General features: G+C 64.8%; 15 protein-coding genes. 12 read left to right on the top strand and 3 right to left on the bottom strand.

All coding sequences use genetic code 11. The features are described 5' to 3' along the window. Nucleotides 1-89 precede the first annotated feature (89 nt). Complete coding sequence (locus NR193_RS17455; RefSeq protein WP_256752018.1) at nt 90-1286, top strand: GGDEF domain-containing protein; 1197 nt, start codon at nt 90-92, stop codon at nt 1284-1286. Between the two features lie 75 nt (nt 1287-1361). Next, nucleotides 1362-2576, top strand: a complete 1215-nt coding sequence (locus NR193_RS17450; protein WP_256752017.1) for a diguanylate cyclase — start codon at nt 1362-1364, stop codon at nt 2574-2576. Between the two features lie 75 nt (nt 2577-2651). Here NR193_RS17450 and NR193_RS17445 read toward each other — a convergent pair whose 3' ends face one another. Then, on the bottom strand, nt 2652-3014 hold the full coding sequence (locus NR193_RS17445) for a hypothetical protein (RefSeq protein ID WP_256752016.1): 363 nt from the start codon (nt 3012-3014) through the stop codon (nt 2652-2654). 320 nt (nt 3015-3334) lie between these two features. On the opposite strand from NR193_RS17445, the gene NR193_RS17440 reads away from it, so the two are divergent. From NR193_RS17440 to NR193_RS17410, 7 genes are all read left to right on the top strand, one after another. Then, complete coding sequence (locus NR193_RS17440; protein WP_256752015.1) at nt 3335-3733, top strand: hypothetical protein; 399 nt, start codon at nt 3335-3337, stop codon at nt 3731-3733. A gap of 246 nt (nt 3734-3979) precedes the next feature. Further along, a complete protein-coding gene (gene sdhC / locus NR193_RS17435) occupies nt 3980-4399 on the top strand; it encodes a succinate dehydrogenase, cytochrome b556 subunit (protein WP_256752014.1) in 420 nt (139 codons plus the stop codon). A gap of 2 nt (nt 4400-4401) precedes the next feature. Further along, the gene (gene sdhD / locus NR193_RS17430) at nt 4402-4797 is read left to right on the top strand and encodes a succinate dehydrogenase, hydrophobic membrane anchor protein (RefSeq protein WP_256752013.1); all 396 of its coding nucleotides are present in this window, start codon (nt 4402-4404) and stop codon (nt 4795-4797) included. Between the two features lies 1 nt (nt 4798). Next, nucleotides 4799-6637, top strand: coding sequence for a succinate dehydrogenase flavoprotein subunit (gene sdhA, locus NR193_RS17425; protein ID WP_256752012.1), 1839 nt, complete (start codon nt 4799-4801; stop codon nt 6635-6637). 2 nt (nt 6638-6639) lie between these two features. Then, nucleotides 6640-7077 (top strand): DUF3052 family protein, encoded by a 438-nt coding sequence (locus NR193_RS17420; RefSeq protein ID WP_256752011.1) that lies wholly within the window; start codon nt 6640-6642, stop codon nt 7075-7077. Then, the gene (locus tag NR193_RS17415; protein WP_256752010.1) at nt 7077-7856 is read left to right on the top strand and encodes a succinate dehydrogenase iron-sulfur subunit; all 780 of its coding nucleotides are present in this window, start codon (nt 7077-7079) and stop codon (nt 7854-7856) included. The genes NR193_RS17420 and NR193_RS17415 overlap by 1 nt, the downstream gene beginning before the upstream one ends. A gap of 13 nt (nt 7857-7869) precedes the next feature. After that, on the top strand, nt 7870-8502 hold the full coding sequence (locus NR193_RS17410) for a YceH family protein (protein ID WP_256752009.1): 633 nt from the start codon (nt 7870-7872) through the stop codon (nt 8500-8502). Nucleotides 8503-8571: 69 nt separating this feature from the next. Here NR193_RS17410 and NR193_RS17405 read toward each other — a convergent pair whose 3' ends face one another. Further along, nucleotides 8572-8997, bottom strand: a complete 426-nt coding sequence (locus NR193_RS17405; RefSeq protein ID WP_256752008.1) for an OsmC family protein — start codon at nt 8995-8997, stop codon at nt 8572-8574. A 221-nt stretch (nt 8998-9218) separates the two neighbouring features. Between NR193_RS17405 and NR193_RS17400 the strand changes: the two genes are divergently transcribed. Together NR193_RS17400 and NR193_RS17395 are read left to right on the top strand one after the other, a co-directional pair. After that, nucleotides 9219-9437 carry a hypothetical protein gene (locus tag NR193_RS17400; protein ID WP_256752007.1) on the top strand — a complete coding sequence of 73 codons (219 nt, stop codon included), beginning with the start codon at nt 9219-9221 and terminating at the stop codon, nt 9435-9437. Nucleotides 9438-9439: 2 nt separating this feature from the next. Further along, nucleotides 9440-9796: a YciI family protein gene (locus NR193_RS17395; protein ID WP_256752006.1), complete on the top strand. Its 357-nt coding sequence runs from the start codon at nt 9440-9442 to the stop codon at nt 9794-9796. A gap of 8 nt (nt 9797-9804) precedes the next feature. Here NR193_RS17395 and NR193_RS17390 read toward each other — a convergent pair whose 3' ends face one another. Next, complete coding sequence (locus NR193_RS17390; RefSeq protein WP_256752005.1) at nt 9805-11064, bottom strand: ubiquinone biosynthesis hydroxylase; 1260 nt, start codon at nt 11062-11064, stop codon at nt 9805-9807. Between the two features lie 97 nt (nt 11065-11161). Between NR193_RS17390 and tesB the strand changes: the two genes are divergently transcribed. Continuing rightward, nucleotides 11162-12022 (top strand): acyl-CoA thioesterase II, encoded by an 861-nt coding sequence (tesB, locus tag NR193_RS17385; protein ID WP_256752004.1) that lies wholly within the window; start codon nt 11162-11164, stop codon nt 12020-12022. Nucleotides 12023-12256: the final 234 nt, after the last annotated feature.

Raw genomic sequence — 12256 nt, 5'->3', positions numbered from 1 at the left:
GTCTAGCCCATCCATTGGCCTGCACTTAACCGCTTGTTGGGGCTTCCGCGGTAACGTCTTCCCTACGTAGGCGGGGAAATCACAGTCGTTTGGACACGGGTCTGCTCATAGCGCTGCTCAACCCGACGATAGCGTTGGCGCTCGGCGCCGCGTTCCTCGTGCTGTGGTTCCATCAGCGCCATCGCCCCTATCTGGCAGTGCTGGCGGCGAGCTACACGCTCGCGGCGGGCGGTTTCCTGTTCCAGCACTTCACGCTGCCCATTGGCTTGGCGCCGTCCAAGCTGCTCTCCAATCTATGTTTCTGCCTTGCCGGATCCTGTCTCTGCGGCGCCGTCGTGGCGCGTTATGGCCGGCGCGTGCCCTATGTCGGCATCGGCGTGCTGGCGGGCGGCGGTATGGCCGTTTTCTGCTGGTTCCTGTTCGTCCAGCCGGACCTCACATGGCGGATCCTTGCCGTCAATTTCGCACTCGGCGGCATCAGCCTGCTGGCCGCCGCCGAATTGCGCACGGTGCGCGGCAATGGGCCGACGGAAAAGATCCTGTTCGTGCTGGCGTTGCTTGCCGGGCTGAACTTCCTTGTGCGCACGCTGGCCGTCATCATCGCGCACGGACCTTTCGCGAACTATGACGATCTCTATGCCTCGTCCTACTGGACGACGGCGCTGCTGTCGCACGCGCTGTTGTCGCTGCTGATCGCGCTTTCCCTGTTCACGGCCGCCGCGCTCGACGTCATGAAGGCACTGAAGGTCGAGACCAACACCGACCCGCTGTCCGGTCTGCTCAACCGGCGCGGTTTCGAGGAGCGGGCGGGGCTCCTCCTGCAGCGCTGCGCCGCGGCCAAGGTTCCAGCCGCCCTGGTGCTGGCCGACCTTGACCATTTCAAGGCGCTCAACGATCTGCACGGCCATCCGGCGGGTGACCGGGTGATCGCCGATTTCGCCGCCAAGCTTCGATCGGCCACCGGCGCGCGCGGCGCAGCCGGTCGCATTGGCGGCGAGGAGTTCGCCGTGCTCCTGCCGTTGAGCGATCTCGCCGCCGCGCGGCTGTTCGCCGAGGCCGTGCGCACGCTCTATTCGTCCGGCAGCGTCGACGGGCTTCCGCCTGGCACGCGGGTGACCGCCAGCTTCGGCGTGGCCGCCCGCAGCGGCGACGAGGCACTGGGGCCGCTGATGCGTCGTGCCGACGAAGCGCTCTACAAGGCCAAGAAGAACGGCCGCGACAGCGTGCGCCTGTCCTACCAGCGGCCGGAAACGGCCTGCGTGTCGGAGCCGCTCAAGACCGGCTGAGCCTGCACGGTCGGGCCGGCGTTAACGTCTTTTTCGCCCGTCGATGTTTAGGTGACGTACGGTGTGCGAAAAGACATGAGTGGCGCTAACTTCATCCTGTTGATCAATCTGTCGGTCGCCGGCCTGCTGGCAGCGTCCTTCATGGCGGTCGCGTTCCATGATGTCGGCCGCGCGCCGGCGCGCTGGCTGGCCTTCGGCTATCTCCTGGGCATGGCCTATTTCGCCGTCGAGTTCAGCATCCCCGCCTTCGCCAATGCGCGCCCGGCGGTCGTTGCAGCCTTCGCGGTCTTCCTTGGCGCCACCATCGCCTTCAATGGCGGGCTTGCCCGCAAATACGACGTGGCGCCACCGTGGCCGCCGATGCTGTTCTTCCTGTTCGCCACGACGGTCGCGGTCTACTTCGTGCAGGACTTGCCGCGCCAGTCGCTGGCCCGCATGATGGCCTACCAGCTTCCCTATGCCGTCATGCAGTTCGTCGGGCTCGCCATCGTCTGGTCGTCCAGGCAAAGGCGCGGCCGGCTCGACCGCATACTGATGGCCGTGCTGGCGGCCAGCGGCCTGCAGTTTGCCTCGAAGCCGTTCATCGCGCATGCTCTCGGCGGCTGGGGCGAAAACCCGCAGGCCTATGTGCAAAGCAGCTATGCGCTGGTATCGCAGTCGCTCGGCACCGTCTTCGGCCTGGCGCTGGCGCTGCTGATGCTGGCCATCCTGGTTCGCGACGTGCTCACCGAAGCGACATCGAAGTCCGAGACGGATACGCTTTCGCGTCTGCTCAACCGCGGTGGCTTCACCCGCCACGCCGAGCTGGCGGTGCTTGACGCGGCGCGGCAAGGCGTGCCGGTCGCCCTGGTCATTGCCGATCTAGATCATTTCAAGAGTGTCAACGACAGTTTTGGCCATGCGTCCGGCGATCGGGTGATCGAGACCTTCGCCAGCTTCCTGCGCGAGGCCGCCGCCAGCCACCATGTCGCCGGCCGCATCGGCGGCGAGGAGTTCGCCATCATCCTGCCGGGAACCAACCTTGCCGCCGCGCGGCTGTTCGCCGAGGGCGCACGCAGTGCTTTCGGCGCGCTTCCAATCGACGGACTGCCGGTTGACAACCGCTGCACCGCGAGCTTCGGCGTTGCCGAACTTCATCCCAGCGAAGACTTTGCCGACCTGATGCGGCGTGCGGACCAGGCACTCTACCAGGCGAAGAACGCCGGCCGCGATTGCGTGCGCGTCTCCGCCGGACCGGTCAACGGCCAGTCGGCCGCAACCAGCATCAGAGCCGATCCCGGCCGGATCTGATCCTGGCTCGCCCTGTCTTCCCGTTCGGGCAAGATCTTTTCCGTAAACCGGTTCCCACTTTTCGGGACCATGCTCCTAGCGGCAGGGGCTGAGTTCCGGCATCTCGCCGTCGGAGAGGCCGTACATGTAGCTGCGGCCCTTCACGAACACCGGCGGCCGGTAGCAATCCCTGTAGCCGCTGATCTCGTCGGACTCGTTCTCATAGATCACCTTGGGCTGGCCAGCGCTGGTATAGTCCGACAGCTGCTTGGCGAGCCTGCCCTCGCCGACCAGGATGCGCTTGTAGCCGGCGGCGCTGTCGATGACGAGATTGCCGAAGGAATCGGCGTAGACGCGATCCTGATGACGTGCCCCGGCGAGCGCGGGCGCCGCCTGGCCGACGACCGAAGCCGCCACAATGAGCGCCGCTAGGCGCGATCTGCCCGAGTTCGAACGCATGGCGTCCTCCATGTTAGAGGCCGAAGCGCGACGCGCGCTTTCAGTCCTTGGTTGGGTGCATGCCGTTGTCCCAAAACCGCTGGGCGCACCTTTTGGCGACATACACGCCTCCTCGAATCAGAAATTAACCTTTTCTTAACCTTTGTTAAGAGCCTGGCGCGCTTCCCGGCCAGGTCTCGTCAAACATGGTTAATTTCAGACTGGGGGAAAACGGGCGGCCATCATTCGGCCATGCTTGACCGCACCATCGCGGCCGTCGCCGGGCGATCTTGATCTTGGCAAGGTATCGCGGTTAGCTTGCCGCATGGGAGGACAGCAATATGGCGTTACGCCGGACATTTCGGGTGACGCTTGCCCTTTCGCTGCTCCTGATCGCCGTCGGCTGCGTGCCGCAGAACAATGAGCCGAAGGCCGGCAACAAGGTCGCCACGTCGGCTTCGCTTTCGCCTGCCGCTTCGGCGGGTGGCACCGTCACCGACGTGACCACGCCACAGCCGCGCACCGCGACCTACAACTGTGCCGATGGCGGCAGGATGACCATCGAGAATCTCGGCACCTCCTTGCATGTTCTCGGTCCGGACGGCGCCAGCGAGGATCTGCAGGCCTCGCCGGCCAATCAGAACAGCCGTTACGAGCAGGCGCATGACGCGATTGTGATCGACGGCCGCGAAGCGCTGGTCATGAAGGCTGGCTCGACGCCCGTGACCTGCAAGCGCTGAGCCGAAACGGCTTCGCCATTCATATGGTGCACTGCAGCGACAATGCGCCGGCTTGGCGCCGCCAACCCTTAATCGATTGAAGCTCGAGCCTCGTCTTTAGTCATACTAAATTACGTTTTCGAAACGGTTTTCTGGCTTTGACGCGGTGCAAAAAGAGCATTAGAAACCGGCTGTCCGAAGTCGCAACCGGAAGCGGCAATGCCGCATTCCAACCTGAGGCTCCAGAGACGCCGAACTGGGGGAGCCATGAGCAAATCACCAGCCACCCGCGAATTTGCCAGACGTGAACGGCCGCTTTCGCCGCACCTGTCGGTGTACCGGCCGCCGATCACCATGACGATGTCGATCATTCATCGCATCACCGGTGGGGCGCTCTATTTCGGCACTCTGCTGGTCGCCGTCTGGTTGATGGCGGCGGCAAGCTCGCAGGCGACGTTCGACTGGGTCAACTGGGCTTTCGGCAGCTGGCTCGGCCGGCTCATCCTGTTCGGTTACACCTGGGCGCTGATGCATCACATGCTGGGCGGCATCCGCCATCTGGTGTGGGATACCGGCGCCGGCCTCGAGAAGCACACGGCCTCCAAGATCGCCTGGGCGACGCTGGCCGGCTCGATCCTGCTCACGCTGCTGATCTGGATCGTCGGATACATGGCGCGGGGAGCCTGATCATGGCCGGCAAAAACATCGACATGCGCACGCCGCTAGCGAAAGTCCGCGGCCTCGGCTCGGCCCGCGAGGGCACGCAGCATTTCTGGCGCCAGCGCCTCACGGCAATCGCCAACATTCCGCTGACGCTGTTCTTCGTCGGGTTCCTGATCGCGCTGAACGGCGCTGGCTATACCGAGGTGCGGGCAGCGCTTGCCAATCCGTTCGTGGCGCTGGTGATGACCCTGGTGCTGGTCTCCGGGCTCTACCATATGCGGCTCGGCATGCAGGTGATCATCGAGGACTACCTGCACGGCGAGGGCATGAAGCTGGCGCTGATCGCGCTCAATACATTTTTCACCATAGCGGTCGGCGTCGCCTCGATCTTCGCCCTGCTCAAGCTGGCATTCGGAGGCTGAGTTGGCCAAGGACGCGAAAACCGCCAACACGGCATCGGCCTACACCTATGTCGACCACAAATTCGACGTGGTGGTCGTCGGCGCCGGCGGCGCCGGCCTGCGCGCCACGCTCGGCATGGCCGAACAGGGCCTGCGCACCGCCTGCATCACCAAGGTGTTCCCGACCCGCTCGCACACGGTGGCGGCGCAGGGCGGCATTGCCGCGTCGCTTGCCAATATGGGCCCCGACAACTGGCAATGGCATCTTTTCGACACCGTCAAGGGTTCGGACTGGCTGGGCGACATCGACGCGCAGGAATACATGGTCCAGCAGGCGCCCGCCGCCGTCTACGAACTCGAACATTACGGCGTGCCGTTCTCGCGCACCGAAGAGGGCAAGATCTATCAGCGGCCGTTCGGCGGCATGATGATGAATTTCGGCGAAGGCCCGCCGGTGCAGCGCACATGCGCCGCCGCCGACCGTACCGGCCATGCCATGCTGCACACGCTCTACGGCCAGTCGCTGAAGAACAACGCGCAGTTCTTCATCGAGTATTTCGCGCTCGACCTGATCATGGAGCCGGACGGCACCTGCACCGGCGTCGTCGCCTGGAACCTCGACGACGGCACCATCCACCGCTTCTCGGCCAAGATGGTGGTGCTGGCGACGGGCGGCTATGGCCGCGCCTATTTCTCGGCCACGTCGGCGCACACCTGCACCGGCGATGGCGGCGGCATGGCCTCACGCGCCGGCCTGCCGCTGCAGGACATGGAATTCGTGCAGTTCCATCCGACAGGCATCTACGGCGCCGGCTGCCTGATCACCGAGGGCGCGCGCGGCGAGGGCGGCTATCTCGTCAACTCCGAGGGCGAGCGCTTCATGGAGCGCTATGCGCCGTCGGCCAAGGACCTTGCCTCGCGCGATGTGGTGTCGCGCTGCATGACGCTGGAAATCCGCGAAGGCCGCGGCGTCGGCCCGAAGAAGGACCACATCTTCCTGCATCTCGACCATCTCGACCCGGCCGTCCTGCATGAGCGGCTGCCCGGCATTTCGGAATCGGCCAAGATCTTCGCCGGCGTCGACCTGACCAAAGAGCCGATCCCGGTTCTGCCGACGGTGCACTACAATATGGGCGGCGTGCCGACCAACTACTGGGGCGAAGTGCTCAATCCCACCGCCAAGAGCCCGGACCAGGTGTCGCCCGGGCTGATGGCTGTCGGCGAGGCCGGCTGCGCCTCCGTGCACGGCGCCAACCGGCTTGGCTCGAACTCGCTGATCGATCTGGTCGTGTTCGGCCGCGCGGCGGCGATCAGGGCCGGCCAGGTGATTGACCGCAACGCCGCGATCCCTTCGCCCAACGAGGCCTCGGTCGAGAAGATCATGGATCGTTTCGACCGGCTGCGCCACGCCAATGGCTCGACGCCGACCGCCGTGTTGCGCGAGAAGATGCAGAAGGCGATGCAGGAAGACGCGGCGGTGTTCCGCACCCAGGAATCGCTAGACAGCGGCTGCAAGCGCATTTCGCAGATCTGGACCGAGCTCGAGGACATCAAGGTGTTCGACCGCTCGATGATCTGGAATTCGGACCTGGTCGAGACGCTGGAGCTGGAAAACCTGATGGCCAACGCCATCACCACCGTCCATGGCGCCGCGGCGCGCAAGGAGAGCCGTGGCGCGCATGCGCGGGAAGATTTTTCGGCGCGCGACGACAAGACCTGGCGCAAGCACACGCTGGCCCGGCTCAACGAGGCCGGCAAGGTGACGCTCAGCTATCGGCCGGTGCACACCGAACTGCTGCTCAAGGAAGCCGACGGCGGTATCAACCCGGCCAAGATCGCGCCGAAGGCCAGGGTGTACTGACGATGGCGCTGGCGGCCTCTGGATATTCCGGCACGCCCCTTCCGGCCAAGCTCGGCCTGAAGGACGGCATGACCGCAGCCTTCATCGCGCTGCCCCACGACCTCGACGATCTCGCCGACGCCGTCGACTTCGCTCAGGTCGACAGACTGCCGGACTGGTCGGAGATTTCGGGTATTCGCCAGAAATACGATGCCGTTCATGCCTTCGCCCGGCAGCGTGCCGAGATCGAGGACCGCCTGGTCGATGTCGAGGCGGCTATCAAGCGCGACGGCATGGTCTGGGTCTCCTGGCCGAAGAAGGCATCGAAAGTGCCGACCGACGTCACCGAGGGTGTCGTTCGCGCCGAGGCGCTGAAGCTCGACCTTGTCGACGTCAAGGTCGCCGCCGTGAATGAAATCTGGTCCGGGCTGAAGCTCGTCATCCGAAAGGACCGCAGGTAATGGTCGAACTGACGCTCCCCAAGAATTCGCAGATCAAGCAGGGCAAGACCTGGCCGAAGCCGGAGGGCGCCACCAATTTGCGCGAGTACCGCATCTATCGCTGGTCGCCGGACGATGACGAGAACCCGCGCATCGACACCTATTTCGTCGACATGGACGATTGCGGGCCGATGGTGCTCGACGCGCTGCTCTGGATCAAGAACAAGATCGACCCGACACTGACCTTGCGCCGTTCCTGCCGCGAAGGCATTTGCGGTTCCTGCGCCATGAACATCGACGGCTCCAACACGCTCGCCTGCACCAAGGGCTGCGACGACATTTCCGGCGCCGTAAAAGTCTACCCGCTGCCGCATATGCAGGTGGTCAAGGACCTGGTGCCGGACCTCACCAATTTCTACGCCCAGCACGCCTCGATCGAGCCGTGGCTGAAGACGGTGTCGCCGGAGCCGGCCAAGGAATGGCTGCAGAGCCATGAGGACCGAGAGAAGCTCGACGGGCTCTACGAATGCATCCTGTGCGCCTGCTGCTCGACCTCGTGCCCGAGCTACTGGTGGAACGGCGACCGTTATCTCGGCCCGGCAACCCTGCTGCAGGCCTATCGCTGGCTGATCGATTCCCGCGACGAGGCCAAGGGCGAACGGCTCGACAATCTGGAAGACCCTTTCCGGCTCTATCGCTGCCACACCATCATGAACTGCGCGCAGACCTGCCCCAAGGGCCTCAACCCGGCCAAGGCGATCGCCGAGATCAAGAAGATGATGGTCGAGCGGCGGGTATAGCGAGCCGATCGTTATGACAGATACCGAATTGCCCGTTCTTTCTCCCGTCGAAGCGCGCGTGCTCGGCTGCCTGATCGAGAAGAAGGAACTGACGCCTGATGTCTACCCGCTGACGCTGAATGCAGCACTTGCCGCCGCCAACCAGAAGACGGCACGCGAGCCGGTGATGGCGCTGGAACAGACAGAGGTGCACCGGGCCCTGAAGCTGCTCGAGCAGAAGGGGCTGGTGCGACAGATGTTCGGCTCGCGCGTGGAGCGCTATGAGCATCAGATGGCGCAGCGCTTCTCGCTGACCACGCCGCAGACCGCCTTGCTCGGCCTGCTGCTGTTGCGCGGACCGCAGACGGCGCATGAGCTCCTGGCGCGAGCTGAGCGCATGGCGCGGTTTTCGTCGATCGAAGACCTGCGCGCCGAACTCGACATGCTGATTGGCCGCCGGCCGCCGCTGATCCAGGAAATCCCGCGCGGGCCAGGCCAGCGTGAGGACCGCTACGTGCATCTCCTCGCTGGACCGGTGGACGTTGCAGCCCTCTCGGCGCAACGGAGTGCGTCAGCCACGCCCCACTCCGACCTGGAAGCCAGATTGGAGGCGCTGGAGCAGGAAGTCGCCGCACTTCGCGCCCGGCTCGACTCGCTGGGCGCCTAGTCTCCCTCTCTTCAGGATACCCGGCGCGTGCCGTTCATACGCGCCGGATCTCGCATGGAATGCGCGTCCTCAGCCGAGCCTGGCGTCGAGCGATACCTTGATGGCGCCGAGTGCCTTGGAGACCGGGCATTCGGCTTTGGCCTTCTCGGCCAGCTCCTTGAATTTCGCCGCATCGATGCCCGGAACCTTGCCGACCACCGTGAGGGCGCTGCCGGTGATTCCCGTGCCTGGGACCAGCGTCACCACAGCCTTGGCGTCGAGCTCGGCGGCAGGCGTGCCGTTCTCGGCCAGGAAATGAGAGAACTGCATGGCAAAGCAGCCGGCATGGGCCGCCGCGATCAGCTCTTCCGGATTGGTGCCGGATTTGCCGCTCTCGTCCTCGAAGCGGGCCTTGAACGAATAGGGGGTGCCCTTCAGGGTCCCGCTCTGGCTGTCGAGCGTGCCTTTGCCCTCTTTCAGATTGCCTTTCCAGACGGCGTTTGCGGTGCGGTCCATGAATTCCTCCTTGGCCTCGATTGCGCCGGCCCGGCGCCAGCGTTCCTCCCAACTATAGCGCGGGCGCGCGGGAAGGCCACCGCGCCGTTCCCGCGGAAACCGCGACATCGGCGTCGGCGCCGAAATCTTTTTCTGAAAAATGCGCGTGCAAGAATGTCGACTTGCATCCAGCCCGACCGTCCTGCGGGCGGCCACAGCCTGGTGGCCGCATGGAGGTTCACATGGACAGTCTGTTTTTCGCGCTGTGGAAGAGCCCGGGTCGCAAGGCCGGGCGACGAGAAGACTTCTGGCTGCATCCGCCCCCGTCCGGCCTTGGCCGGCTGCTGGCGGCGGTCGCCATCATCGGGATCGCGGCATGCCTTCTCGACCATGCGGCGGGCGGCGCCCCGGCTGACACCTTGATCGCCTCAACCTATGGTTCGTCACAACAAGGGAGATAGAGATGCAGTATGTTTGCCTGGTCTATGGCGAGGAAAAAGACCTCTACGCACTGACCGCCGAGGGATCGGCCAAGCTCGATGCCGATTCGCTGGCCTATGACAGGTCGCTGGAGCAGCGAGGCGTGTTGATCATCGCGCAGGCGCTGCAATCGGTCAAAACCTCGAAGACCGTGCGTCGGCGCAAGGGCAAGCGGCTGGTCACCGATGGCCCCTTCGCCGAAACCAAGGAGCAACTGCTCGGCTTCGTCATGATCGAGGCTGACAATCTCGACGAGGCGCTGGACATTGCCGCCGGCATTCCGCTGTCCGAAATCGGCACCGTCGAGGTCAGGGCGGTCTACGACATACCGGGATCATAGGCGGGCGATCAGATCGCCTCGCCTTTCAGGAGGCGAGGCGTACCGCCGGACAGGCCCGACGCCTGGCGGATGAAGAACTCCTTCAGCCGCGGCATCCGTTCGACCAGACCGAGGCCGATGTCGCGGACGGTGCGCAGCGGACCGATGTCGTTGGAAAACAGCCGGTTCAGCACGTCCGTGGTGATGCCCATCTGCACGGTGTCGAAGCGGCGCCATTGCTGGTAGCGCTCGAGCACGTCGAGCGCGCCGATGTCCTGGCCGAGCCGGTCGGCCTCGACAATCACCTCGGCCAGGGCGGCGACATCCTTGAAGCCGAGATTGAGGCCCTGGCCGGCAATCGGGTGGATGCCATGGGCGGCGTCGCCGGCGAGCGCGATGCGCGGCGCGACGAAGGCGCGTGCAAGGGTCAGGCCGAGCGGCCAGGCGCGTGGCTTGTCGGCAACGCGGATCTCGCCAAGCTTGAGGCCGAAGCGCTGCTCGAGTTCATGCTCGAAGACGAGATCGTCGCCGGCAACCAGCCTGTCGGCATCCTGCGTGCGCTCGACCCAGACGATCGACGAGCGGTTGGTGCCGTCGTCGTCCGGCTTGAGCGGCAAGGTGGCGAACGGGCCGGCCGGCAGGAAGTGCTCTTCGGCGCGGCCGTTGTGCGGGCGTTCATGCGCCACCGTACAGACAATGCCGGACTGGCCGTATTCCCATTTCACCGTCTTGATGCCGGCCATGTCGCGCAGCTTCGAGTTGACGCCATCGGCGGCAACCAGCAGCCGAGCCTTCAGCGCCGCGCCGTCGGCAAGATGCACCGATATGCCGGCACCGTTGGTTTCGAAGCCCTGCACGGCGACACCTTCGATGATGTCGATGCCGAGTTCCTCCGCACTGCGGCGCAAGGCACCGTTCAGCACCTTGTTGGCCACCATATGCGCAAACGGCTCACCCGGCGCCACCTCGCCGTCGAAGGTCAGGAAGACCGGACGCACCGGATCGGAGCTGCGCGAATCGGTGATGATCATCTCGGTGATCGCCTGGGCCCGTGGCGCGATCTCGGCCCACACGCCGAGCTGGTCGAGCATGCGGCAGGCGGCAGCGGCAATGGCCGAAGCACGGCCATCCTTTTGCCAGGATCCAGCGGGCGCGGCGTCGACCAGCGCAACGGCAAGGCTCGGGCGCGCCTGCTTCAGCGACACGGCGGCGGCAAGCCCGACATAGCCGGCGCCGGCGACCAGGACATCGAGCCCGGACCTGGTGTTCGCATCCGTCCTGGGTTGCATCATCTTCGCTCCTTGCGCGCCGGCCGGGCATCCGCCCTTGACGGCTCGTCCTTCCTGTCGGAAACCCGCCATAGCATTCGGTGTGAGGTCACGAAACATGACGGCGGCCATGGACGAGCTTCTCGACATTCTCGACCTCGAGCGGCTGGAACACAATCTGTATCGTGGTCGCAGCCCCCAGGTGGAATGGCAGCGCGTATTCGGCGGCCAGACGATCGCCCAGGCCCTGGTGGCGGCGCAGCGGACCGTCGAGCCCGATCGCTACGTGCATTCGCTGCACGGCTATTTCATGCGGCCGGGCGATATCAAGGTGCCGATCATCTACGAGGTCGACCGCATCCGCGACGGCGGCTCGTTCACCACCCGCCGCGTGCTGGCGATCCAGCACGGGCAAGCGATCTTTTCGCTGGAAGCCTCGTTCCAGGTCGACGAGAAGGGGCTCGAGCACCAGTTCGCCCTGCCCGACGACGTGCCGCCGCCGGAAGGGCTGCAGACGCAGCGGCAGCTGCTCGAGAAGGCCGAACGTGTACCCGAGGCGGTGCGCCGCTTCTGGGCACGGGAGCGGCCGCTGGAGCTGCGTCCGGTCAATCTCCAGCACTATGAAAGCCGCGACAAGCTGCCGCCCCGGCAGAATGTCTGGATCCGCCTAGCCGGGCCGGTTCCCGACGACCGCGCGCTGCAATCTGTGCTGCTCGCCTACCTTTCCGACATGACGCTGCTCGACACGTCGACCTTCGCGCATGGGCGCGGTCTTTTCGACCCCGACATCCAGGCGGCGAGCCTCGACCACTCGATGTGGTTTCACCGGCCGCATGCGCTCGACGGCTGGCTGCTCTACGCCCAGGACAGCCCGTCAAGCTCGGGATCGCGCGGCTTCAGCCGCGGCACCCTCTATGCACGCGACGGCACGCTGATCGCCTCGATGGCCCAGGAAGGGTTGATCCGGCTCAGGCGTTGAGCACCCTGACGGCAGCTTGTTGTTTGAGCATGATCTTTTCCGAAAACCAGGACCCACTTTCGGGATCACGCTGCCAAAGCCGGTAAAATAGGCAAAATCGAAAAATTGCATAATTTTTGAGCACACGCCGTGCCGCAGATGCTGGCACCGTCTGCCTCCGATCGCCCCAATCCCTTTGTTTACAACAGGTTAATACACTGCTTCGGCAACTGGCACGGAGCTTGAATCCACGAG

Source organism: Mesorhizobium sp. Mes31, from assembly GCF_024519675.1.
Classification (GTDB): Bacteria; Pseudomonadota; Alphaproteobacteria; order Rhizobiales; family Rhizobiaceae; genus Mesorhizobium.
The sequence above is the reverse complement of the archived record's forward strand: the minus strand, read 5'-3'. Positions and strand labels throughout refer to the sequence as shown.